This is a genomic window from Mannheimia varigena (assembly GCF_013377235.1).
In the GTDB taxonomy this organism is placed as follows: Bacteria; Pseudomonadota; Gammaproteobacteria; order Enterobacterales; family Pasteurellaceae; genus Mannheimia; species Mannheimia varigena.
Map to the genome: position 1 here is coordinate 1039800 of NZ_CP016226.1, position 24537 is coordinate 1064336.

25 protein-coding genes, 1 other RNA gene and 1 other annotated feature are annotated in these 24537 nt (G+C 42.4%); of the genes, 6 read left to right on the forward strand and 20 right to left on the reverse strand.

From position 1 onward, the window contains the following. Window positions 1–36 precede the first annotated feature (36 nt). From A6B40_RS04750 to nudE, 8 genes are all read right to left on the reverse strand, one after another. Complete coding sequence (locus A6B40_RS04750) at window positions 37–633, reverse strand: SGNH/GDSL hydrolase family protein (RefSeq protein ID WP_176671723.1); 597 nt, start codon at window positions 631–633, stop codon at window positions 37–39. A 135-nt stretch (window positions 634–768) separates the two neighbouring features. After that, entirely contained in the window at window positions 769–2223 is a 1455-nt protein-coding gene (gene gnd / locus A6B40_RS04755; RefSeq protein ID WP_025217979.1) for a decarboxylating NADP(+)-dependent phosphogluconate dehydrogenase, read from the reverse strand. A gap of 90 nt (window positions 2224–2313) precedes the next feature. After that, the gene (locus A6B40_RS04760) at window positions 2314–3006 is read right to left on the reverse strand and encodes an aspartate/glutamate racemase family protein (protein ID WP_176671724.1); all 693 of its coding nucleotides are present in this window, start codon (window positions 3004–3006) and stop codon (window positions 2314–2316) included. Between the two features lie 5 nt (window positions 3007–3011). Continuing rightward, window positions 3012–3350: an avidin-fold protein gene (locus tag A6B40_RS04765; RefSeq protein WP_176672321.1), complete on the reverse strand. Its 339-nt coding sequence runs from the start codon at window positions 3348–3350 to the stop codon at window positions 3012–3014. A 14-nt stretch (window positions 3351–3364) separates the two neighbouring features. Continuing rightward, entirely contained in the window at window positions 3365–4063 is a 699-nt protein-coding gene (gene pgl, locus A6B40_RS04770) for a 6-phosphogluconolactonase (RefSeq protein WP_176671725.1), read from the reverse strand. Window positions 4064–4149: 86 nt separating this feature from the next. Further along, window positions 4150–5637, reverse strand: a complete 1488-nt coding sequence (zwf, locus tag A6B40_RS04775) for a glucose-6-phosphate dehydrogenase (RefSeq protein ID WP_138317372.1) — start codon at window positions 5635–5637, stop codon at window positions 4150–4152. 77 nt (window positions 5638–5714) lie between these two features. Then, entirely contained in the window at window positions 5715–6533 is an 819-nt protein-coding gene (gene cysQ / locus A6B40_RS04780) for a 3'(2'),5'-bisphosphate nucleotidase CysQ (protein WP_176671726.1), read from the reverse strand. 24 nt (window positions 6534–6557) lie between these two features. Next, window positions 6558–7109, reverse strand: a complete 552-nt coding sequence (nudE, locus tag A6B40_RS04785) for an ADP compounds hydrolase NudE (RefSeq protein WP_025217985.1) — start codon at window positions 7107–7109, stop codon at window positions 6558–6560. A gap of 86 nt (window positions 7110–7195) precedes the next feature. Between nudE and hslR the strand changes: the two genes are divergently transcribed. Continuing rightward, window positions 7196–7612, forward strand: a complete 417-nt coding sequence (hslR, locus tag A6B40_RS04790) for a ribosome-associated heat shock protein Hsp15 (RefSeq protein ID WP_176671727.1) — start codon at window positions 7196–7198, stop codon at window positions 7610–7612. A 231-nt stretch (window positions 7613–7843) separates the two neighbouring features. Beyond that, complete coding sequence (gene hslO / locus A6B40_RS04795) at window positions 7844–8737, forward strand: Hsp33 family molecular chaperone HslO (RefSeq protein ID WP_025248202.1); 894 nt, start codon at window positions 7844–7846, stop codon at window positions 8735–8737. 318 nt (window positions 8738–9055) lie between these two features. Continuing rightward, window positions 9056–9177: a sequence feature (His leader region), on the reverse strand. Window positions 9178–9293: 116 nt separating this feature from the next. Here hslO and rsmC read toward each other — a convergent pair. Further along, window positions 9294–10283: a 16S rRNA (guanine(1207)-N(2))-methyltransferase RsmC gene (gene rsmC, locus A6B40_RS04800; RefSeq protein ID WP_176671728.1), complete on the reverse strand. Its 990-nt coding sequence runs from the start codon at window positions 10281–10283 to the stop codon at window positions 9294–9296. 140 nt (window positions 10284–10423) lie between these two features. Between rsmC and A6B40_RS04805 the strand changes: the two genes are divergently transcribed. Together A6B40_RS04805 and rimI are read left to right on the forward strand one after the other, a co-directional pair. Then, a complete protein-coding gene (locus tag A6B40_RS04805) occupies window positions 10424–10846 on the forward strand; it encodes a DNA polymerase III subunit psi (RefSeq protein WP_176671729.1) in 423 nt (140 codons plus the stop codon). Beyond that, window positions 10839–11276, forward strand: coding sequence for a ribosomal protein S18-alanine N-acetyltransferase (gene rimI, locus A6B40_RS04810; protein WP_176671730.1), 438 nt, complete (start codon window positions 10839–10841; stop codon window positions 11274–11276). The genes A6B40_RS04805 and rimI overlap by 8 nt, the downstream gene beginning before the upstream one ends. A 44-nt stretch (window positions 11277–11320) precedes the next feature. Here rimI and typA read toward each other — a convergent pair whose 3' ends face one another. Together typA and A6B40_RS04820 are read right to left on the reverse strand one after the other, a co-directional pair. After that, a complete protein-coding gene (gene typA / locus A6B40_RS04815) occupies window positions 11321–13168 on the reverse strand; it encodes a translational GTPase TypA (protein WP_025248206.1) in 1848 nt (615 codons plus the stop codon). A 163-nt stretch (window positions 13169–13331) separates the two neighbouring features. Beyond that, entirely contained in the window at window positions 13332–14009 is a 678-nt protein-coding gene (locus A6B40_RS04820; RefSeq protein ID WP_176671731.1) for a YggS family pyridoxal phosphate-dependent enzyme, read from the reverse strand. A 69-nt stretch (window positions 14010–14078) separates the two neighbouring features. Here A6B40_RS04820 and A6B40_RS04825 point away from each other — a divergent pair, with 69 nt between their 5' ends. Beyond that, on the forward strand, window positions 14079–14618 hold the full coding sequence (locus tag A6B40_RS04825) for a KdsC family phosphatase (RefSeq protein ID WP_176671732.1): 540 nt from the start codon (window positions 14079–14081) through the stop codon (window positions 14616–14618). Window positions 14619–14638: 20 nt separating this feature from the next. On the opposite strand, the gene A6B40_RS04830 is transcribed toward A6B40_RS04825, so the two are convergent. Both A6B40_RS04830 and rpoH read right to left on the reverse strand, forming a co-directional pair. Then, window positions 14639–14947 carry a DUF3144 domain-containing protein gene (locus A6B40_RS04830; protein WP_038643460.1) on the reverse strand — a complete coding sequence of 103 codons (309 nt, stop codon included), beginning with the start codon at window positions 14945–14947 and terminating at the stop codon, window positions 14639–14641. Between the two features lie 81 nt (window positions 14948–15028). Beyond that, entirely contained in the window at window positions 15029–15991 is a 963-nt protein-coding gene (gene rpoH / locus A6B40_RS04835) for an RNA polymerase sigma factor RpoH (RefSeq protein WP_176671733.1), read from the reverse strand. Between the two features lie 192 nt (window positions 15992–16183). On the opposite strand from rpoH, the gene ssrA reads away from it, so the two are divergent. Continuing rightward, window positions 16184–16550: a transfer-messenger RNA gene (gene ssrA, locus A6B40_RS04840) on the forward strand. Window positions 16551–16624: 74 nt separating this feature from the next. Here ssrA and cysE read toward each other — a convergent pair. The 7 genes from cysE to fusA form a co-directional block, all read right to left on the reverse strand. Next, a complete protein-coding gene (cysE, locus tag A6B40_RS04845; protein WP_025248209.1) occupies window positions 16625–17440 on the reverse strand; it encodes a serine O-acetyltransferase in 816 nt (271 codons plus the stop codon). A gap of 1 nt (window position 17441) precedes the next feature. Next, the gene (gene gpsA / locus A6B40_RS04850) at window positions 17442–18452 is read right to left on the reverse strand and encodes an NAD(P)H-dependent glycerol-3-phosphate dehydrogenase (protein ID WP_176671734.1); all 1011 of its coding nucleotides are present in this window, start codon (window positions 18450–18452) and stop codon (window positions 17442–17444) included. A gap of 95 nt (window positions 18453–18547) precedes the next feature. Further along, the gene (gene secB, locus A6B40_RS04855) at window positions 18548–19051 is read right to left on the reverse strand and encodes a protein-export chaperone SecB (RefSeq protein WP_176671735.1); all 504 of its coding nucleotides are present in this window, start codon (window positions 19049–19051) and stop codon (window positions 18548–18550) included. 21 nt (window positions 19052–19072) lie between these two features. After that, the gene (locus A6B40_RS04860) at window positions 19073–19525 is read right to left on the reverse strand and encodes a rhodanese-like domain-containing protein (protein ID WP_025218015.1); all 453 of its coding nucleotides are present in this window, start codon (window positions 19523–19525) and stop codon (window positions 19073–19075) included. 90 nt (window positions 19526–19615) lie between these two features. After that, window positions 19616–20914 (reverse strand): trigger factor, encoded by a 1299-nt coding sequence (gene tig / locus A6B40_RS04865; RefSeq protein WP_176671736.1) that lies wholly within the window; start codon window positions 20912–20914, stop codon window positions 19616–19618. Between the two features lie 274 nt (window positions 20915–21188). Then, window positions 21189–22373, reverse strand: coding sequence for an elongation factor Tu (gene tuf, locus A6B40_RS04870; protein WP_025218017.1), 1185 nt, complete (start codon window positions 22371–22373; stop codon window positions 21189–21191). 58 nt (window positions 22374–22431) lie between these two features. Further along, window positions 22432–24534: an elongation factor G gene (fusA, locus tag A6B40_RS04875; protein WP_025218018.1), complete on the reverse strand. Its 2103-nt coding sequence runs from the start codon at window positions 24532–24534 to the stop codon at window positions 22432–22434. Window positions 24535–24537: the final 3 nt, after the last annotated feature.

Sequence of the window (24537 nt, forward strand, 5' to 3'; positions counted from 1 at the left end):
AGTTGCAAAAATCTGCAAATTTCCGACCGCTTGCGTTTATAATAGACAATCCGTTAAAATCCGTTCCAAACGATCATACCCTGCTTGGGTGAAATGCAAGCCATCGTGGCATAAATTCAGATCCAATTTTCCTTCATCATTGGCAAAATGATCCCAAGTTTTTACATAAGTCCATTCCGTCGGGCAGTGAGCTTCCAAATAGCGGTTAAGGGCTAAAATCTGAGTATTATCGGTGCTGGTGATATTATTGACTGGGGTCGCTTCAAGCAAGAAGTAGCGAGCGTTTGGCGAAATCGTTTTTAGGTTTACCACGATCTCTTCGATCCAATCTAACACTTGTTTTGGGGAATAGTCCGGCTCTTTCACAATGTCGTTCACACCGAGAAAAATAAACACGTTTTTGCCGAGTTGTTTAATGCGTTGTGGTTTGATAATCACATCTAAATATTGGCGGGTGCTAGTGCCGGATAAACCTAAATTCGCTACGCTCTGCCCTGCCAAACTTGGCGTACCTTGTTCCATATCACCCCACATATCGAACAGTGAATGACCGATAAGGCTGATATCCGCCTGTTTTTTAAACTCCGCTTCTTTGGTTTGATAACGGTTAAAAATATCTTGATCTGTTAGCATAGATGCTCCTTATATAGTGATGAAATATCACTCCATTATTATACACCTTTATAAACATTTACTCCAAGAACCATTGGTGAAAATTTGCTATAAAAAAGCCACTTAATATTTACATCAAGTGGCTTAGAAAATTAATTACACATCGTAAGTGGTTGAAGCAGTATTACCGCCTCGCCCCGTCCAGTTAGTGTGGAAGAACTCACCACGAGCTTTATCGGTGCGTTCATAGGTGTGAGCCCCGAAGTAGTCACGTTGAGCTTGTAGCAAGTTTGCCGGCACACGCTCTGAAGTGTAGCCATCTAAGAACGTGATTGCAGACGCCATACAAGGCACCGGTAAGCCAATCTCGATAGATTTCGCCACGACTTTACGCCAGTCTGCCAAGCAGTTTTCTAAAATGCCTTTGAAGTATGGATCTGAGCCTAAGAAGACTAAGTCCGGGCTAGCTTCGTATGCGTCACGAATGTTGCCTAAGAAACGGCTGCGGATAATACAACCCTCACGCCATAATAGGGCAGTTGCACCGTAGTTAATGTTCCAACCGAAGTTTTCAGAGGCTTCACGAATCAGCATAAAGCCTTGAGCGTAAGAGATGATTTTTGAGGCAAGCAACGCACGGCGAACCGCTTCCACCCACTCTTTTTTATCGCCTTCCACTTTGCCGATGGTTTTGTTGAACAATCTTGAAGCCGCAACACGTTGATCTTTAAATGCTGATACGCAGCGAGCAAATACCGATTCGGTGATTAAGGTTAATGGAATACCGAAATCAAGGGCGTTGATTCCTGTCCACTTTCCTGTGCCTTTTTGACCTGCGGTGTCGAGAATTTTCTCAACCAATGGCTCGCCGTCTGCATCTTTATACGCAAGAATATCGGTGGTGATGTCCACTAAATAACTGTCTAATTCGGTGTTTTTCCACTCTTTGAAGATTTCGTGCATTTCGTCATAGCTTAAGCCTAAACCGTCTTTTAAGAACTGGTAGGCTTCGCAGATTAACTGCATATCGCCGTATTCGATACCGTTGTGAACCATTTTCACGAAATGGCCTGAACCATCACGACCAACCCAGTCGCAGCAAGGCTCGCCTTTGTCGGTTTTCGCTGAAATCGCTTGGAAAATCGGTTTCACATACGGCCACGCAGACTCATCACCGCCTGGCATAATTGATGGTCCGTGACGTGCACCTTCTTCACCGCCGGAAACGCCTGAACCGATGAAACGAATGCCTTTTTCTGCTAAGGCTTGCACACGGCGATTGGTGTCCGGATAGTTTGAGTTACCGCCATCAATGATGATGTCGCCCTCTTCCAAATGCGGCACTAAGGCATCAATAAATTGATCCACCACATCGCCTGCACGCACCATTAACATTACACGGCGTGGTTTTTCCAATTTCGCTGCTAAATCTTCTAACGAATACGCCCCGATGATATTGGTGTCTTTCGCAGGACCTGCTAAAAACTCATCGACTTTCGAGGTCGTACGGTTATACGCCACGACCTTAAAGCCGTTGTCGTTCATATTTAAAATAAGGTTTTGACCCATTACGGCGAGTCCAATCACGCCGATATCGCCTTTCACTGACATTGTTTGCTCCTGTGTGTTGAATTGGTAAGCGGTTGGATTTGCTGAAAAATTTGCAAAATTTTGTAAAAAAATCACCGCTTGTTACTAAATTTATCGTCCTAAAACAAAATCTACCGCCATTTGGCTATGCAATGCTGCGGTATCAAAAAAGGGTAGCGAGCTATCCGCTTGGGTAATTAACAAACCGATTTCGGTACAGCCCAAAATCACGCCCTCTGCCCCTTGCTCGCTTAGCCGCTTGATCGTTTCAAGATAAAATGTTTTGGAACTTGCCCCAATTTTGCCCAAACAAAGCTCATCAAAAATAATACGATGAATCTCTTTTTGTGTGGTTTCGTCTGGTACAATCGGCGTGATACCACGTTCGATTAAGCCATCACGATAAAAATTATCACTCATTGTAAATTGCGTTCCAAGCAAAGCGACCTTGTTGATTCCCTTTGCTTTAATAGCTTCAGCAGTACAATCTAAAATATGTAAAAACGGCACGGAAATATTATCCGAAATCTGCTTCGCCACCTTGTGCATTGTGTTCGTTGCCAACAAAATACCATCAGCCCCGGCCTGCTCTAATAAACAAGCTTGTTCGGCTAGAATCTCACCTGAACGCTGCCAATCGCCTTGCTTTTGGCATTGGGCAATTTCCTCAAAATTCACGCTGAAAATCAGCAGCCTTGCACTGGAATTTCCACCCAAAACCTGATTTACCGCACGGTTGATATTCAAATAATAAGAAACCGTACTTTCCGGACTCATTCCACCTAAAATGCCGAGGGTTTTCATAAATGCTACTCTGTTACCTCAATAATTTGTGATTGCCCGACTTCTAAAGTATCAAGCCACTGCCAACTTTCACGACCAATTAATTTTTCATTTTCTAAAGCAAATGTGGTGACACATCGCCCGAGACGATTTTCTAACTGTTGATTTAAATGCTGGTAAGTAAACTCAATTTGACAATCTGAAATCCATTTACCAATTAAAAATCCTTTTAAAATCTCGCCACCTTGATAGTCCGCCCATATCATTTTCTCTTGTTGAAAATAGTGGAAACGTGTTTGACTACTCACTTCACCATTTTCACTATTTTGCACGACAGTAAAGATTTTATTGTTAAGGTTGAACATCATTGAAATTTCCGCTAAAGATTTTTCGCTGCATCACTATCCAAAACCCATTCCGTTACCCCATTTTTCGCTTTAATTTTAGCGGCTGGGTAAGGTAAATTTTCCGCTGGTGTGGTTTGGATTTCTTTTAAGATTTCTGCTTTTGAGCAGCCTGTTACCAAATAAGTAATGCGTTTTGCTTTTTCAATTAATGACGCTGTTTTGGAAATGCGGATCTGCCCTGTTTCCGGGTGTTTGGCAATCACGGCAACATTTTGATCGTTGAAATCGGTTTGACGTGGGAAAAGTGAGGCGGTGTGACCGTCTGTTCCCATTCCTAAAATAATCCAATCGAAAGCTAAATCCGGCACGCAAGCGGTCAATTCTTGCGAAAATCTTGCAAGTTCTTGCTCCACCGGCTCTTCACCACGAATGCGGTGGATATTTTCTGCAGGAATGTTGATGTGGTCGAACAGTAACTTTTGCACTTCTCCATAATTGCTTTCTGGATCGGTTGGGTGAACCATACGATCATCACCCCACCAGAAATGCAGATTTTGCCACTGCACTTCTCTTTTAAACGGCTCTGCAGCTAAGGTTTTAAACAGCAATTTCGGGGTTGAACCTCCGGAAAGGGAAATATGCACCACACAGTTTTGGCGGCTGTATTCAATAAATTCTTGGGCGATTTGTTCAACTGCATCTTGGGCGGTTGGGAAAATTTTCGTTTGCATCGTTATTTTCTCGTAGTGGCGAATCATTATTCGCCCTTTTCGTATGGTTTATTGATAGGGCGAAAAATATTTCGCCCCTACATTCGTTAGACTTTTTTCTTCAACGTGCCAGACGGTTTACGCCATACTCTGCCGTGTTTGGCAATAAGTTTGTCCGCTTCAGTCGGGCCCCAAGTGCCAGATTCATATTCATAAACACGTCCACGATTTGCTTTGTAATCCAAAATTGGTTGCACAAATCGCCAGCAGGCGTGCACCGCATCGGTACGGGCAAATAAGGTCGCATCGCCTTTTAACGCATCTAATAATAAACGTTCATAAGCGGTCAGTAGGCTTGATGTTGAACTTAAATCCGAATAACGGAAATCCATTGAAACCTCTTTCGCTTCAAAGCCTGCCCCTGGTTTTTTCAAGCCGAAACGCATTGAAATGCCTTCGTCCGGTTGCACTCGGATAATCAATTTATTTTCCGGGGCATTTTGGCTAAACACCGGGTGTGGAGTGGTTTTAAAGTGAATGACAATTTCGGTCACACGGGTTGGCAAACGCTTACCTGTACGCACATAAAACGGCACACCTGCCCAACGCCAGTTGTCAATTTCACATTTCACCGCCATAAAGGTTTCGGTGTTGGAATCTGCCGGTACGCCTTTTTCTTCTAAGTAGCCAACCACTTCTTCGCCATCCACTAGGCCTCTAGCGTATTGCCCTAAAATCACATCGTTTTTCACATCTTCTTCGGATAATGGGTGCAAGCAGTGCAGCACTTTCGCCACTTCATCACGCATTGAATTAGCGTTGATAATTGCCGGTGGTTCCATTGCTACCATTGCTAAAACTTGCAATAAATGATTTTGGAACATATCACGCATTGCCCCAGAATCATCATAATAACCACCACGGTCTTCCACACCGATAGATTCCGCCCCGGTGATTTCCACATAATCAATAAAATTACGGTTCCAAAGCGGTTCAAATAAGCCATTTGAGAAACGTAAAACCAATAAATTTTGGACGGTTTCTTTGCCTAAATAGTGGTCGATACGGTAGATTTGATGCTCTTCAAAACATTTATGGATTTGAACGTCTAATTTTTTTGCCGTTTCAATATCATAGCCGAACGGTTTTTCGACGATGATGCGTTTCCAACCGAACTCTTCGGTGGTTAAGCCATGAGCGGCTAAACATTCAGGGATTGTGCCGTATAGACTCGGTGGAGTTGAGAGGTAATAGAGCGTGTTGCCACCGGTTTGATATCTGTCGTGCAATTCATCAAGGCGAGGTAGTAATTTAGCATAATCCACCACGCTTGAGGTGTTGATAGCTTGATAATAAAGATGTTCGCAAAATTCATCTAATTTTGGACCGCTTGCTTTTTCAAATTTGACTAATGCATCACGCATTTTTTGGCGGAAAGATTCATCACTTAACTCAGAACGGGCAACACCTAATACCGAAAAATGTTCGCCAAGTTTGCCGATTTTATATAAATTGTAAAGGGCGGGTATTAATTTACGAAAGGTTAAATCACCTGACGCACCAAAAATGACCACGCAACTATTTTCAGCATTCATTTAATAATCCTATTCATTTTAATTGTTAAAATATTGTTGGAAGCAAGATTATCATAAAAATTGTTAATAGGAATACCCTATTTGAATAAAAATATTTTATCCCAATTTAGAGAGCTATTTTTTACCATCACAAAGTAAGGGTTAATAAAAGTTTCTCGCTGATTATAGGTTAATGGAGCAAAATTAAAATCGAAAACAGATCCGCCCACTTCGTTGAGCAACACTTCTGCCACAGCAGTATCCCACTCGCCTGTATCGCCGAAACGGATATAACAATCCGCCTTACCTTCCGCCACTAACCCTGCTTTTAAACTGCTTGAGCCATATTGTAAAAACTGAACTTCATAATCGCCCATTGCTTGCAACGCTTTATCAGCATGTATTTGGCTACCAATCGCAATCACTAATGGTTTTTCTGTCTGTTTTTCTACCTTTACAAGCGGTCGAATTTCACCATTTTCTTGCAAAAATGCACCGCTTGCCTCCATCGCAAAATAGAGTTTATCTACGATTGGTGCATAAATCACACCTAAAACAGGCTGATTTTTCTTGCCTCTTTTCTGCACCAAACCAATCACAATAGAAAACTGATCTGTACGGTTAATAAATTGCTGAGTGCCATCTAGTGGGTCGATAATCCAATATTCCTGCCATTGATTACGCTCAGAAAAGGCAATATCACAGTTCTCTTCCGATAAAACAGGCACATCAGGCGTAAGTTGCTGTAAACGAGTAGTTAAAAATTGGCTAATGAACAAATCTGCCTCTGTAACGGGCGTATCATCTGCCTTAATTTTAACAGCAATTGAACGGGCATAAAATTGTTTTAAATGTTCACCAGCCTCTCTTGCAATATCGACTACATTATCAAGTAATTGTTGATTTAAAGTTTGCATTTTGCTTTCCTCAAGATCTATTTTTTACTTATTTTTCTCTTTCAAATAGTCTCTTAACATAAAAAGAGCAGACAAATTACGTGATTCCGCAAAACTAGGATCTGCCAATAATTCGTCAATTTTATTTAACGGATAACGAATAATTTCTAGCGGTTCAGGTTCGTCTCCCCTCAATTTGGAAGGATAAAGATCTTCCGCCACAAAAACGTGCATTAAACCGTACATATGGCTTGGGCCACTATAGAGTGAACGTAAAAAATCCAATTTTTTCGCCCCAAAGCCTATCTCTTCCTGCAATTCACGGTTGGCACTTTCTACCGGCTCTTCGCCTGCATCGACAATACCTTTCGGGAAACTCAATTCATAACGCTCAGGGCCGACTGCATACTCTTTGATAAAAATCAGCTCATTATTCTGAATCGGGATCACCAACACCGAAGAACGGCGTTGTGGCGTTAAACGCTCATAGATCCTTTCCTCACCGTTTGAAAAACGCAAATCCACCGTTTGTACCTCAAAAATACGAGTTTTTGCAATGGTTTCGATCTTTAAAATTTCAGGAAGTTGTTTGGTCATTTTTCTCACCTTTTTGAGTTATTTTAGTTGAAAAATATAACTTTCGCTCTAATATTTCTCACATTGTTTTGATTTTAAGGTAGAAAATGAAAAATAAACACGAAAAAGAAGCAAACAGCAACGAAGTTCGGCTCGACAAATGGCTCTGGGCAGCCCGTTTCTACAAAACTCGCACCATCGCCAAAGCGATGATTGAGGGCGGAAAAGTGCACTACAACGGGCAGCGGGCAAAAGTGAGCAAGGCAGTGGAAATTGGGGCAACCATTAAACTTCGCCAAGGCAATGAAGAAAAAGAGGTGGAAGTGCTTGCCTTAAGCGACCAACGCCGTGGGGCTCCGGAGGCTCAACTGCTCTACCAAGAAACCGAAAAAAGCGTGAAGCTCCGTGAGGCAATGGCATTCGCTCGCAAGGCAAACGCCCTTTCAATGCCGCATCCGGATCGCCGCCCGAACAAAAAAGAACGTCGGGATTTAATTAAATTCAAAGAGCAAGAATTTAGTTAAACTCTTGTAATTGAAAAAATAATCCTTATATTGAGAGCCGTATTACGACAGTGAGCGTTTGGCTCACCTTTTATTTTTACAAGCGGTTAAATTTCCACAAAAATTTGCAAATTTTTAGCCACAAAACGCATTGCGTTTTGAACGTTGGCTTTGCCAACGGCTCCGTAATAGAGAACAAAATTGGAAACAATTTTGTGAGTAATAATCCACCGCTTGCAACGAGGAATCACAATGAATTACACCAAAGACAACGACAAACTTTACCGTTATTTATTCAAAGATCGTGCGGTACGTGGCGAATGGGTGCGTTTAAACAGCACATTTACTGAAACGCTCAACACTCACGAATACCCAAAAGCGGTGCAAAATTTACTGGGCGAAATGTTAGTCGCCACCAGTCTTTTAACCGCCACAATGAAATTTAACGGCACGATCACCGTGCAAATTCAGGGCGATGGGCCGCTAAAATTAGCGGTGGTAAACGGCAACGACAACCAACAACTGCGTGCCTTAGCCCGTGTTCAGGCGGAAATTGCAGACAATGCTACACTGGCGGAAATGATCGGCAACGGCGTGTTGGTAATTTCGATTATCCCGACCGAAGGCGAGCGTTACCAAGGCGTGATTGCCCTAGACAAACCAACGATTCGTGAATGTTTGGAAGATTATTTTGAGCGTTCAGAACAGCTCAAAACCCACCTGATTATTCGCAACGGCGAATATGACGGCAAAGCGGTGGCTGGCGGAATGTTGCTGCAAATTATGCCGGACGGTACCGGCAGCCGTGATGATTTCGAGCATTTAGCCACGCTTACTGAAACCGTGAAAGACGAAGAGTTATTCGGCTTGGAGGCGGAAGAGTTGCTTTACCGCCTCTACCACGAAGAGCAAGTGGAGGTTTATCCGCCACAAGATACCGAGTTCAAATGCGGCTGCTCAAGAGAGCGTTCAGGCTCGGCGTTATTGCTTGTTCCAGCGGACGAAATTGAAGAGATGTTAGCGGAAAAACAAGGCGTGATCGATATGCAATGCGAATGCTGCGGCACCCAATATTTCTTCGACAAAGCAGCGATTGAAGGTTTTAAAGAAGAAGCAGAAAAATTAAGTAAATTAGGGTTAAATTAATCTTAAAGTAAAGGCAGAATAATATATTCTGCCTTTTTGTAATGCAATTTCTAGCCCTCATTTAGTAGTAAAATAAAATGCTCAATTAACTTAATCACCAATTCATTAAGCAGTCACAAAATAGAGCAAATTGAGCGCTCGGCTAGCAATATTTAGATAGAACAATTCATCTCCAAAGCCGTTCTCAATTGTTGCAACCGCTGAAGTCAGTCCATCATTACGAGAATTACCAAATAATTCTGTTGTCTCGCTTTGTCGCTCCATCTTTCATCTGATAAATTTCAATCGATTCTTTCTTTATTACTCTAAATTTTAGCTATAAAAAACCTCTCGAAAGTTGCTTTCCGAGAGATTATTTATAGATACTGCACTTGTTCGGAAGATCTATCCTCCGCATACACCAAATACCCGAAAGATATCAAGTTAAGTGGTGATGATGTGAATCATTGTGTTTCTCCAAGTGTAATGTAGCGAATTTACGTCAACAAGACATATCAAATAGCAATTGTTTTTTAGACAAATTTTGCATTTTTATAGCCATCAGGTTTTTAGTGTTTTATGTCCTTGCTGAATAAACCTTAAACTTGGTGGATTTCGCCAATACCTCGTGCTTGCCGAAGGCTTTATCCAGCAAATCAGGGTAAGGCAAGAAAGCATTTGCGACAATTCGCAGCTCGCCACCTTTGGTTAAGTGATTTTTGGCTTGGAAAATCAGTTCCTCCACCGCACGGTAAGCAGTATCTACCCCCTCATGGAACGGCGGATTCGATACAATCAAATCAAAACGTTCGTCAATGTGGGAGAACACATCGCTCGCCAGGACTTCACCATCAAGAGCATTTTCGGCAAGGGTTCGGCGGCTGGATTCCAATGCCATTGCATGAATATCGCTCATTGTGAGTTTGATTTTCGGGAATTGCTGTTTCAGCGTTGCACCGATTACGCCTGCCCCACAGCCTAAATCAAGCACTTTGCCTTTCAGGCGGTCGGCTTTGTCAAAGGTGGAAAGTAGCAATTTCGTACCGTTGTCTAGCTCTGCCGAACTAAACACTGCAGGTAAAGCAAACACTTCTAACGCTTGCAAGCGGTAAGATTTCCAGAATTTTTTGCAATCGAAGTTCGGCACGTTTTGTAGCTCAAAATGGTACAAGCCACAGCGGCGGGCGGAATCAATTTTCGCAATATTGCCGAACGGTTCCAGAATTTTCTCTGCCGAACGCACACCGGCTCGGTTTTCACCGATAATCAACATTTCTTGCCCCACTTGGCATTGGGAAAGCCATTGCAGCAGTTGAAATTGACACTCTTGCTTGTTTTTTGTCCAATAAAACACCGCTAATTCCGCCGATAAGCCACATTCTAAGCCAAACTCCACGTTTGCTCGGCTGCGTGCGTAATCAAAATAGCTGCTAAACACCGCTACATTTTTCGCTGTTGAGCTTAATTGACGAGCGAAATCATCTCGCACATCGCCAAAAAGTAACACCGATTTTTGTTCAAATAACGCCAAATGGCGTTCAAGTACTTCGCTTTCTAAAGAGAGCATTTTTTTCGCCTTATATAAAAAATTTAGCGTGAATATACCGAATTTAGGCGGAGAAATCTTGCTAAATCGGCAGATTTTTTGAAAAAATTTCCCGATTAGGCACAGTTTTGATACTATGCCTGAAATTTGTGAGGTTTGAGATGAATCGGCGTGATTTACTGTTAAATGAAATGGGCATTTCGCAATGGGTGCTGGCGAAGCCGCAGGTGCTAAAAGGCAATGCCCAAATTCGTTTGGATAAAAAAATTAAATTAGTGGTGATCTGTGAAGAAGATCATCAAAACAGCCGCTTTTTTGCAGACGTGCTGCGAGCGTTAGGGCTGCAAAAATCCGACTATAGTTGGGTAGATAGCGAACAATCGCAACGTTTGGTATTTGAACATTCTCCGCTCGTTTGGAAAATTCTAGGCGAAGAACAAGCGGTTAAAATTGCAAAAAATATTGCAAATCAGACCGCTTGGGAAAACAATTCTTGGCAAGATTTAGCACAATCTCAGCAAAAACGTAAACTTTGGCAACAAATGGAAGCATTTTCTGCACAACTGGAGAAAACCGATGATTGAACCTGTTCAAGCACAAGATTTCGATCGCCTGTTTGAAATCGAGCTGCAGGCTCACTTAGTGCCGTGGAGCAAAGGCACGCTGTTAAATAATCAAGGCGAGAAATATCTCAACTTAAAATTAATGGAGAAGAATCAAATTGTCGCCTTCGCTATTAGCCAAATTGTGTTAGACGAAGCCACGCTGTTCAACATTGCTGTCGCCCCCGAATTTCAAGGAAAAGGCGTTGGCAAGCGGTTACTTTCCGATTTAATTTTGCAACTGCAACAGAGAAATGTCGCCACCCTTTGGCTAGAAGTGCGGGAGTCTAACCTCGCCGCTCAGAAGCTGTATAGTTCACTCGGGTTTAATGAGGTCACAATCCGCAAAAATTACTACCCTACCCCAAACGGCGGCAAAGAAAATGCAGTAGTGATGGCGTTGTATTTATAGCAAAATTCCAAAACAAAAGAGCGACCTAGGTCGCTCTTTTTGCATTAATGTGTGCTAGTGCTCGTTGTAGTACGGCTTGCACGTTTGCGGTCATTTTCCGTTAATAAACGTTTACGGATACGCACCGATTGTGGTGTTACTTCAACTAATTCGTCATCATCAATGAACTCTAACGCTTGTTCTAGTGAGAAACGGACCGGCGTGGTTAGCACAATCGCATCGTCTTTGCCTGATGCACGCATATTGGTTAATTTTTTACCTTGTAAGCAGTTTACGGTTAAGTCGTTTGAACGGCTATGAATACCGATGATTTGACCTTCGTAAACATCCACACCGTGATCGATCATTAATTTACCACGCTCTTGTAAGCCGAATAATGCGTATGCTAACGCTTTACCGGTTGCGTTTGAAATTAGCACGCCGTTTTTACGCTGACCGATTTCGCCTGGTTTGACGTCATCGTAGTGGCTGAATGTCGAGTAAAGTAAGCCTGTACCTGAAGTCATCGTCATAAATTCGTTACGGAAGCCGATTAAACCACGGCTTGGGATCACATACTCTAAGCGGGTACGACCTTTGCCGTCTGGAATCATATCACGCACTTCACCTTTACGGATACCAAGTGCTTCCATCACCGAACCTTGGTGCTGTTCTTCAATGTCAATCGTCACTTGCTCAAACGGCTCTTGTTTTTTGCCGTCTTCTTCACGGTAAATTACTTTCGGGCGAGACACCGCTAATTCGTAACCCTCACGACGCATATTTTCGATCAATACCGATAAATGCAACTCACCACGACCAGAGACACGGAATTCGTCCGGGTTCGGGGTTTCTTCCACACGCAACGCCACGTTGTGCACTAATTCTTTGTTTAAACGCTCAAGAATTTGGCGAGAGGTCACAAATTTACCTTCTTGACCGCAGAATGGCGAGGTGTTTACGCAGAAGAACATTGTAACCGTTGGCTCATCAACGCTTAATGCCGGTAAGGCTTCAACAGCGTTAATATCACAAATCGTATCTGAAATATTTAATTCGCCTAAACCGGTGATCGCAATAATGTCGCCGGCGAACGCTTCTGTTGCTTCAAAACGTTGTAAACCTAAGTGACCTAACACCTGACCGATACGACCTTGGCGAGTTTTGCCTTCGCTATCAACAATCGTCACCGCTTGGTTAGGTTTCACCGAACCACGTTTGATTCGACCAATACCGATTACGCCCACATAGTTGTTATAGTCTAATTGCGAAATCTGCATTTGGAACGGAGCATCCAATTCTACTTGCGGTGGCTGAACGTGTTTCACAATCGCTTCATAAAGCGGAGTCATATCTTCCGCCAACTCTTCGTGCTCTAGACCTGCCACGCCATTTAACGCTGAAGCGTAGATAATTGGGAAGTCTAACTGCTCATCCGTTGCACCTAGGTTTACGAACAAGTCGAACACTTGATCTACTACCCAATCAGGGCGAGCACCCGGGCGGTCAACTTTGTTGATAACCACGATTGGTTTTAAACCGTGAGCGAATGCTTTTTGGGTTACGAAACGGGTTTGCGGCATCGGGCCATCAAAGGCATCAACCACTAAAAGTACAGAATCCACCATTGAAAGCACACGCTCTACTTCGCCACCGAAGTCGGCGTGCCCCGGGGTATCTACGATATTGATGTGATAACCGTTCCAGTTAATCGCAGTGTTTTTCGCAAGAATGGTAATACCACGCTCTTTTTCAAGATCGTTAGAGTCCATTACACGCTCATCCACGTCACCACGAGTTTCGCCAAAAGTGCCTGATTGTTGTAAAAGTTTATCAACCAAGGTCGTTTTACCGTGGTCAACGTGAGCAATAATTGCGATGTTACGCAATTTTGAAATATCTACATTTTGCATTGTAATATCTTTAAGTTAGGTCAAAATAAAAACTCTCGCCCATCAAAACTGGCGAGAGTCAAGAAATTAGGAGGCGTGATTATACAGATTTTTTCCGCCATTGGCTACAAAACAAGCGGTGGAATTTGCAAAGTTTTTTGCGAATTTGACCGCTTGAACCAAACTATGCCCTCGCCCCAAAAATCGCCGTGCCGATTCGTACCATTGTCGAACCACACTCAATTGCCGCCGCCATATCGTCCGACATTCCCATTGAAAGGGTGTCGATGCCGTCAAATTCTGCCTGCAAGCGGTTGAAAAGTTGCTGCATTTTGCGAAGAGCGATTTTTTGTTGTTCCGGTTCACTTTCAGGCTTTGGAATCGCCATTAAGCCACGCAATTTTAAGTTTGGAAGCTGCGAAATGGCTTGGGCAAGCGGCAGCATTTCGTCTGGTTCAATGCCCGATTTCGATTCTTCGTCGCTGATGTTAATTTGAATCAGCACATTGAGCGGAGCTTTATCTACTGGGCGTTGCTCATTTAACCGCTCGGCGATTTTGAGCCTATCCACTGTTTGAATCCAATCAAAATGCGTTGCTACCAACTTGGTTTTATTCGATTGCAACGGGCCGATAAAATGCCATTCCAATTCAGGGCGATTTGCAAAAAATTCGATTTTTTCGACCGCTTCCTGCACATAATTTTCGCCAAAGGCACACTGCCCTGCCTCAATCGCTGCTTGAATTGCCTCAACCGGTTTGGTTTTGGAGACGGCTAACAATCGCACGTTATCTCGTTGATATTGCTTAGAAATTTGCTGAATTTGTTGGTGAATGTGCGATAAATTCGCTGAAATCGACATTTCGGTTCCTTTGGTAAAAGAGGTAAACACGTTATAATGGCGGAATCATACCATATTTGAGGCAGAAAAATGTTAGACCTAACCAAGATTAAATTAGTGATTACCGATGTGGACGGCGTATTAACCGATGGCGGAATGTATTACACCGAGCAAGGCGAGGTAATGAAACGCTTTCATGTTCACGATGGCTTAGGGGTGAAAATGCTCCAAACCTGTGGCATCAAAGTGGCGGTGCTTTCCGGCGGAGACAGCCCCTTGCTTCGCAAACGTCTTGAGGTGTTGAAAATTGATTTAGCTAAGCTCGGCAAAATGGAAAAACGCTCCGCCTGTTTTGAATTAATGCAAGAAGCCGGCGTAACGCCCGAGCAAACCGCCTATATCGGCGATGATACGTTAGATTTACCCGCTTTTGAGGTGTGCGGTTTAGCCATTGCTACTCGCAACGCTCACGATTACATCAAAGCTCAAGCGGATTGGGTGCTAGAAAAAGCCGGCGGCGAGGGAGCATTTCGTGAGGTGTCTGATAAAATCTTAGATGCCCAAGGTTTCGGCGATATCTTTAAAACCGCAGACGGATTTTTAACCATTGCGGAGAAAATGGCTCAGTAGCCCTAAAAAACCAAAGGCGGTTAATCCGCCTTTTTCCCTTCAATATAACGCTCGAAATTTTGGATATATTCGTCCAAATTCGCGGCTAGCATCTCTTTGTATTGTTCGACAAAATATTGAATGACCTCTTCTCTGGAATCCACTAATTGCTGCTTATATTCCGCCTTGCTGGAAGCAACGTATGCGTTAAAGCGAGCACAAGCAAATAGCATTGCGTTGCTCACTTGGTTTGGGGCGATATTCTGCAAATGGGCGTTGGCGATGTTAATAAAGCCATCTGCTCGTTGGTAGAATGTAGGGTCAATTTGTTTGTCACTGATATTAATCATAAATCTTCTATCCTTCATTTCCTTTTGAACAAGCGGTCGCTTTTCTGCAAAATTTTGCAAAAATCTTACCGCTTGTCGCAACTACTCTTCTAGCGTAATCGCTTCTTTGATTTTCTTTAATGCAGCATTTTCCAGTTGGCGGACACGTTCGGCGGAGATGTTGTATTTATCCGCCAAATCTTGCAAGGTTGCTTTGTTGTCGTCCAGCCAGCGAGTTTTAATAATGTCTTGGCTACGTTCATCGAGAGTTGCTAAGGCATAAGCCAGCTGAGCGGTTGCTTGCCCGTTGTGCTGTTCATCTTCCAAATCGTCCGCAAAATTGGAGCTGTTATCTTCAATATACATTGAAGGAACGTAGGCTTCATCATCATCTTCGCCTACCGGCAAGTCAAAACCGAGATCTTGCCCGGTCATTCGAGACTCCATTTCACGCACTTCTTCAACCGTTACGCCCAAATCATCCGCCACTTTTTTAATCTCTTCCTCGTTGAACCACGCCAAGCGGTTTTTATTTTTGCGTAAATTGAAAAACAGTTTGCGTTGTGCCTTAGTGGTCGCCACTTTCACAATTCGCCAGTTTTTCAGCACATATTCGTGGATTTCCGCTTTCACCCAATGCACGGCAAAAGAAACCAGACGCACGCCAACGTTCGGATCAAAGCGTTTTACTGCTTTCATCAAGCCGATATTGCCCTCTTGGATCAGATCCGCCAGCGGTAAGCCGTAGCCTAAGTAGCCTCGGGCGATATGGATCACAAACCGCATATGCGACAGAATCAGCTGCTTTGCCGCCTCAACATCTTCATCGTAATAATAACGCTCCGCCAGCTCTTTTTCTTGCTCGGCGGTGAGAATCGGATACTGGTTCGCCATTCGGATATAGCTGTCCAAATTACCTTGCGGCACCGGCATTGAAGCCGAAACCAAAGCAGGGTGCATCGGCTCCACCATTTCGCTTTCGTGCTCGGCAATTTCTTCCGGCGCAATCGGCTCTGCTTCGACAATCTCCGCATCTTCAATCTCGTTTTCGTCAAATTTTTTCATTCTATTTCTCTCAATCCCTATGCCAATGTAAGCATTATAACAATGTTATGCTAAATCTTTTATTAGAGAGAAATAAAAAAGTTGAGTTCCGCAAGAAACTCAACTTTTTGTTATTTTCAATTTTCTTATAACTGAGAATCTGCAAAACTTTTTGCAAATTTAACCTCTTTCCTTTAGAATAGAACGACTTTTGGGGCTGATTTTGGATTCGACGGGATTGGCGAAGCCCAAGGTGCATGTCGAGGTGCGGTAGGCCTCGTAAACAAACCGCAAAAAAATAGTCGCAAACGACGAACAATACGCTTTAGCAGCTTAATAACCTGCTTTAAAGCCTTATCTCCTCAGCTTCCGCTCGTAAGACGAGGATAAAGATAAGTCACCCAAAACGAGATCGTGTGGACGCCGCCGCTTTAGGATCGAAACACTAAATTGAATAAAGCTAGTTTATACATTGCGTGTCTGTCCGCTGTGTATAAGCGAAATTAAAGACTAGACTAAACATGTAGTACTGAAGGTAGAGAAATTTCGGACGGGGGTTCAAATCCCCCCAGCTCCACCAAAAACATAAGCCTTAACTTTACAGTTAAGGCTTTTTTATTCGTAAATATTAGGCAAAATTATATCGCTTGTAAGCTAAATTCCATCGCCAAATAGTCCTTGTTCATCTTCAAAATATTGGTTCATATCAAAGGCTGGTTTTTGCTCTGAAGACTTGCCGATAATGCGAGCAGGTACACCCGCTGCAGTGGCGTGTTCTGGAACAGGCTGTAGCACCACTGAATTTGCCCCGATTTTGGAATAGCGTCCGATTTCAATATTGCCGAGAATTTTCGCCCCTGCACCAATCATCACCCCTTCTCGGATTTTCGGGTGGCGGTCGCCGTTTTCTTTGCCTGTTCCACCTAGTGTTACGCCTTGTAGAATAGAGACATCATTTTCAATCACTGAAGTTTCGCCCACCACAATGCCTGTTGCGTGGTCAAACATAATGCCACAGCCTACTTTGGCGGCTGGGTGAATATCTACATCAAAAGCAACTGAAATTTCGTTTTGTAAATAAACAGCAAGAGCCTTTCTGCCTTGATTCCATAGATAATGAGTTACTCGGTAGCTTTGTAGTGCGTGAAAACCTTTTAGATAAAGCAGTGGAGTACTCCATTTATCTACCGCAGGGTCTCGTGTGCGAACCGCATTAATATCGCAGGCAGCACTTGCAATAATTTGAGGCTCTGCACGGTAAGCTTCTTCTATAATCTCTTTTAGTGCAATAGCTGGCATAATCGGATTTTCTAGCTTATTGGCTAGAATATAGCTTAACGCATCGCCTAAATTATGATGCTTTAAGATGGTTGCGTGGAAAAAACTCGCCAGCATTGGTTCACTGTTGGCAAGCTCTTTTGCTTCTTCTCTAATAGATTGCCAAATCTGATCAATTTCGTTTTGCTGCATATTATTCTCCCTTTCGCTCACGTCCTAATAATGTTTTAACTACATCTAGAGCATTTTTTCCCTCAAATAACATTTGGTAGATCTGCTCTACTATCGGCATTTCAACACCTTGTTTTTGAGCGAGCAAGTACGCTTCTTTGGTATTGTAAAAACCTTCTACGACTTGCCCGATTTCTTGAATAGCAACTTCTGCTGATTTTCCTTGCCCCAAGGCTAAACCAAAACGACGATTACGTGATTGGTTATCGGTACAAGTTAGCACTAAATCGCCTAAACCTGCCATTCCTGTAAAGGTTTTCGGATCTGCCCCTAAAGAGACACCTAAGCGGCTAATCTCGGCAAGCCCCCGAGTAATTAAGGCAGTTCGAGCATTTGCTCCAAAGCCCATGCCATCTGAAATACCGGCACCAATTGCAATCACATTTTTAATTGCTCCACCTAGTTGCACTCCAACAATATCACTATTGAGGTAAACACGAAAAGCCTTTGAACAGTGAATACGTTGTTGCATTTCATCAGCAAATACAGGATCGGTAGAGGCAAGTGAAATAGCGGTTGGTAAACCTGCCGCAAGTTCTTTTGCAAAAGTTGGACCAGAAAGCACCGCAAGGGGGTAAAAGTCGCCTAAAATTTCTTGCGTTACTGTTTGCAATAACCGGCCTGTATCCCGTTCAAGGCCTTTAGTTGCCCACATAATGCGATGCTCTTTAGATAAAAGTGGTTTAATTTGCATTAAGACATCGGAGAAGACGTGGCTGGGTACAACAATGAGTAAGTCTTTCGCATTTTGCAATGTTGTTGATAAATCTGAAACCAATTCCAACGCTTCAGGAAAAACAATATCTGGCAAAAAGTCCTGGTTCATTCGTGATTGAGCAAGCTCTGCCATTTTTGCCGGATTATGCCCCCATAAATAGGTTTTATGACCATTGCGAGAAAGGGCTATTGATAGTGCCGTACCGTAAGAGCCTGCTCCTAATACGGCGATTGGTGCGGAATAAACTTCTCTCATATATCTTCTCAAATCATTTGCAAAAAAATCATTAAAAACAACCGCTTGTAGATAAAAAAATAGGTATGCAGTGCATACCTATTTCTCTGAAATGCTTAGTTAGCTAATGGCTGCCCTGCACTTTCTTCTTGTTCTTGACGCTGGAGGTAATCCATAAATAATGCGTCAAAATTCACAGGAGAAAGATTTAACGCAGGGAATGTTCCACGATTTACGAGGCTTGAAATTAACTCGCGTGCATAAGGGTAAAGTACATTCGGGCATTGTGATGCTAAGCAGTGAGCAAGCTGAATACCTTCTAAACCTTTAATCGTAAACACACCAGATTGTTTCACTTCACAAATGAAAGCAACATCATTGCTGTCTTCTAAAGTTGTTTGTACCGTAATATGTAATGTTACTTCGTATAAATCTTCACCAATTTCTTTGGTTTCAGTATCAAGTTCAAAACCTAATTGAGGTTTCCATTCTTGCTGGAAAATAGCAGGTAAATTAGGAGCCTCAAAAGAAACATCTTTTATATAAATACGTTGAATTTGAAGCTCAAAAGGAGTTTGTGTATTTTCTTCGGTTGAAGCCACTTGATTTTCTTCTGACATAAAATTTCCTTAATAAATAGATTATTTATGTTTCTTAACTGTCGGTAGGCTTGCTGCACGCCAGCCTGCAATACCTTCTTTTAATACATAAAGCTTGCTAAAACCTTGTTTAGCAATAGCATCAGCAACACCGCCTGAAGTAAAACCGTTAATATCGACTAAAATCATTGGGCGATCTTTATATTTATCAATTTGATGCGTTTTTCCTGCTTTTAATTCTGAAGGTAAAACGTGGATACTATCAATAATATGGCTAGCACGGAACTCTTCGTCCGAACGTAAATCAATTACCACTGCTTCTTCTTTATTAATAAGCTGGGTAGCTTGTGCGTTATCCACAATAGTATATTTACGGGTTGCGTTTTTATAAAAACTGAAAATTACTGCAACAAATAAAGCTATCCACGCAAATACCATAATAGTATGGTTTGCGAAAAATTGCTGTAACTGCTGAGCAAAAGTAAGTTGTTCCATAATTTAATTTCCTTAAAATTGAAAAATAAACGGCTTTTTTGACCGCTTGTAAAAGCAATAAAAGGTGGACATAAGCCCACCCTAAGGAAATTATTGAGCTTGTTGCGACATTACTTCGTCAAATGACATTGCTTTTTCAGTTACTTTCGCTTTCGCTAATACTGCATCAACCGCTTGCTCTTCTAATACCACATTACGGATATTTTCAGTTAATTGACGATTTTTCGCATAGTGAGCAACTACTTCTGCCGGTTGTTCGTAAGCTGATGCGATATCTGCAATCATATCTTCAACACGTTTTTCATCTACTTTTAATTCGTTAGATGCAATTACTGAAGAAAGTAATAAACCTACTTGAACACGACGTTTCGCTTCTGCTTCAAACAACTCAGCCGGTAATTGTGCTGCCATTTCCGGTTTACCACCGAAACGTTGAACTGCTTGCTGGCGTAATACATTCACTTCTTCTTCAACTGCTGCAGCAGGCACTTCAACATCGTTTTGTGCGATTAAGCCGTTGATTACTTGACCTTTAACACGTGAAGTTACTGCATTTTTCAATTCACGTTGCATATTTTTCTTGATTTCTGCACGTAACTCTTCAACTGATTTTGCGTTACCGAATTTTTTCACGAACTCTTCCGTTAATTCAGGCAATACCATTTCTTCTACTTTTTTCAAGGTAATTGCGAATTTTGCTGCTTTACCTTTTAAGTTTTCAGCGTGGTACTCTTCCGGGAATGTTACATCGATGTCGAATTGCTCGCCTGCTTTGCGACCAACGATACCGTCTTCAAAGCCAGGGATCATACGACCTTGACCCATAAATAATACGAAGTCTGATGCTTTACCACCTTCAAACTCTTCGCCATCTACAGAACCAACGAAATCAATAGTTACACGTGATTCAGCTTTTGCTGCTTCTTGGCTTTCTGTCCAAGTTGCTTGCTGTTTGCGTAACACATCCACCATTTTGTCTAAATCAGCATCTTTGATTTCAACAACCGGTTTTTCTACTTCAATGTTTTCGAAACCTTTTAATTCTACTTCTGGGAATACTTCAAATTCAGCAGTGAAGCTAAAATCTTGACCAGGTTGGTAGTTGTTTGGTGTAAATGTTGGACGACCAGCAAGATTGATTTTTTCTGCAATTACTGCTTCAAAAAATGCACGTTGCATTTCATCAGATAATACATCTTGACGAGCTGCGATACCGAAACGTTGTTCGATGATTGAATGAGGTACTTTACCTTTACGGAAACCATCTACGCGTGCGTTTTTCGCATAGCCTTTTAATTGTTCTTTATATGCTGCTTCGATTTTGTCAGCTGGTACGTTAATAGTTACACGGCGTTGTAAGCCTTCTAATGTTTCAATTGAAAATGACATTATTAAACCTCGGTTTAGGGATATAAAAGATATACAAATAGACGGCTATTGTAGCGATCTATCGAGAAGCTGTCGAGAAGAAAGTCATTGAGAGGTAGAGAAATAGAATTGTTTTTGCAAAAAAATCAGAAAATTTAACCGCTTGTAAATGTTACTTTCTACAAGCGGTCTTTTTTCCTCTACATTTTGCAAATCGCACAACATAACATAAAGCAAAAAGGCAGACTTTTCAGCCTGCCTTTTCTGCATTTGTATGCTCAAATAATCAATTTAATTATTTGATGATTTTCGCAACAACACCAGCACCTACTGTACGGCCACCTTCACGGATAGCGAAGCGTAAACCTTCGTCCATCGCGATTGGGTGAATTAAGCTTACAGTCATTTTGATGTTATCACCTGGCATTACCATTTCTACGCCTTCTGGTAATTCAATAGTACCAGTTACGTCAGTTGTACGGAAGTAGAACTGTGGACGGTAGCCTTTGAAGAATGGAGTGTGACGACCACCTTCTTCTTTTGATAACACGTAAACTTCTGATTCGAAGTCTGTGTGTGGAGTGATTGAACCTGGTTTCGCTAATACTTGACCACGTTCGATTTCTTCACGTTTAGTACCACGTAATAATGCACCAACGTTTTCACCCGCACGACCTTCGTCTAATAATTTACGGAACATCTCAACACCAGTTACAGTTGTTTTTGTTGTATCTTTGATACCAACGATTTCAACTTCATCACCAGTACGGATAATACCACGCTCAACACGACCAGTTACTACTGTACCACGACCAGAAATTGAGAATACGTCTTCGATTGGTAATAAGAATGGCTTATCAATCGCACGCTCCGGCTCTGGGATGTATGTGTCTAAGTGGTTTGCTAACTCAAGGATTTTCTCTTCCCATTCAGCAACGCCGTTTAATGCTTGTAATGCTGAACCACGTACGATTGGAGTATCATCGCCTGGGAAATCGTATTGAGAAAGAAGTTCACGAACTTCCATTTCAACTAATTCTAATAACTCTTCATCATCAACCATATCGCATTTGTTTAAGAATACGATGATGTATGGAACACCTACTTGGCGACCTAATAAGATGTGCTCACGAGTTTGTGGCATTGGACCGTCTGTCGCTGCTACTACTAAGATAGCACCATCCATTTGTGCCGCACCGGTAATCATGTTTTTAACATAGTCCGCGTGTCCCGGGCAGTCAACGTGTGCGTAGTGACGAGTTGCAGTATCGTACTCAACGTGTGAAGTGTTGATGGTGATACCACGCGCTTTTTCTTCTGGCGCGTTATCGATTTGGTCGAATGCACGAGCTGCACCACCGTAGTGTTTTGCTAAAACGGTAGTAATTGCTGCTGTTAAAGTTGTTTTACCATGGTCAACGTGGCCGATTGTACCGACGTTCACGTGCGGTTTTGTACGTTCAAATTTTTCTTTAGACACTTTAATATCTTCCTAAAAATGAGCCATAGCCCTATTGCTCTGGCTCAGGTTAAACAAATTATTTTCTACGAGCTTCAATAATAGCATCAGCAACGTTTTTCGGTGCTTCAGCATATTTTAAAGGCTCCATTGAGTATGATGCACGACCTTGAGTTTGTGAACGTAAGTCTGTTGCATAACCAAACATCTCTGAAAGTGGAACTTCAGCATTGATCTTAACAACGAACTCGTTCGCTTCTTGACCGTTAACCATAGCACGACGACGGCTTAAGTCACCGATTACGTCACCAACGTAGTCTGGTGGAGTTTCCACTTCAACTTTCATAATTGGCTCAAGTAATACAGGGTTTGCTTTACCGAACGCTGATTTAAACGCTAATGATGCAGCAAGTTTAAATGCAAGTTCAGATGAGTCAACATCGTGGTATGAACCGAAGTGTAAACGCACACCTAAGTCAACTACTGGGTAGCCCGCTAATGGACCAGATTTAAGTTGCTCTTGGATACCTTTATCAACCGCAGGAATGTATTCACCAGGGATTACACCACCTTTAATTTCATTCACGAATTCGTAACCTGGACCTTCCGCATCTAATGGGTATAAGTCGATTACAACGTGACCGTATTGACCACGACCACCAGATTGTTTTGCGTGTTTACCTTCCACATCATTAACACGAGTGCGGATAGTTTCACGGTAAGAAACCTGTGGTTTACCGATGTTTGCTTCCACTTTGAACTCACGTTTCATACGGTCAACGATGATGTCTAAGTGTAACTCACCCATACCAGAGATGATAGTTTCGCCAGATTCTTCATCAGTATGAACACGGAATGAAGGGTCTTCTTGTGCTAAACGACCTAACGCTAAACCCATTTTCTCTTGGTCTGCTTTCGTTTTTGGTTCTACCGCAACAGAGATTACCGGCTCTGGGAATTCCATACGCTCAAGGATAATTGGTGCGTCGATTGCACATAATGTGTCACCAGTACCAACATCTTTTAAGCCGATTGCTGCAGCGATGTCACCCGCACGAACTTCTTTGATCTCTTCACGTTTGTTAGCGTGCATCTGTACGATACGACCGAAACGTTCACGTTTTTGTTTTACAGAGTTGTAAACAGTATCACCAGAATTGATTACGCCTGAGTACACACGGAAGAACGTTAAGTTACCTACGAATGGGTCAGTTGCAATTTTGAATGCTAATGAAGAGAATGGCTCTTCATCGCTTGCATGACGCTCACCTTCAGTTTCATCTTCATTGATACCTTTGATTGCCGGAATATCGGTTGGTGCTGGTAAGTAATCAATTACAGCATCAAGCATAGCTTGAACACCTTTATTTTTGAATGCCGAACCACAGCAAACTGGAATTACTTCACCTGCTAATACACGTTGACGTAAAGCAGATTTGATCTCTTCTTCCGTTAACTCTTCACCCGAGAAGAATTTTTCCATTAACTCTTCAGATGCTTCAGCTGCAGCTTCAACTAAGTTGTTACGCCATTCTTCACATGCTTCTAACATATCTGCAGGAACATCTTCATAAGTAAATGTCATACCTTGGTCAGCTTCATTCCAGTTGATTGCTTTCATTTTAATTAAATCAACAACACCTTTGAAGTTATCTTCTGCACCAATTGGTAATTGAAGAGGAACCGAGTTACCGCCTAAACGAGTTTTGATTTGTTCAACAACACGTAGGAAGTTTGCACCGGTACGGTCCATTTTGTTTACGAACGCAATACGTGGTACTTTATATTTGTTAGCTTGACGCCATACTGTTTCAGACTGTGGTTGAACGCCACCTACCGCACAGTAAACCATTACCGCACCATCAAGAACACGCATTGAACGCTCTACTTCGATAGTAAAGTCAACGTGTCCCGGAGTATCGATAACGTTAATACGGTGTTGTGGGTATTGTTGTGACATACCAGACCAGAACGCAGTAGTTGCCGCAGAGGTGATAGTAATACCACGCTCTTGCTCTTGTTCCATCCAGTCCATTGTTGCTGCACCATCGTGAACTTCACCGATCTTATGGCTTACACCTGTATAGAAAAGGATACGTTCAGAAGTCGTTGTTTTACCCGCGTCGATGTGTGCACTGATACCGATATTACGGTATCTTTCAATAGGGGTTTGACGAGCCATTTA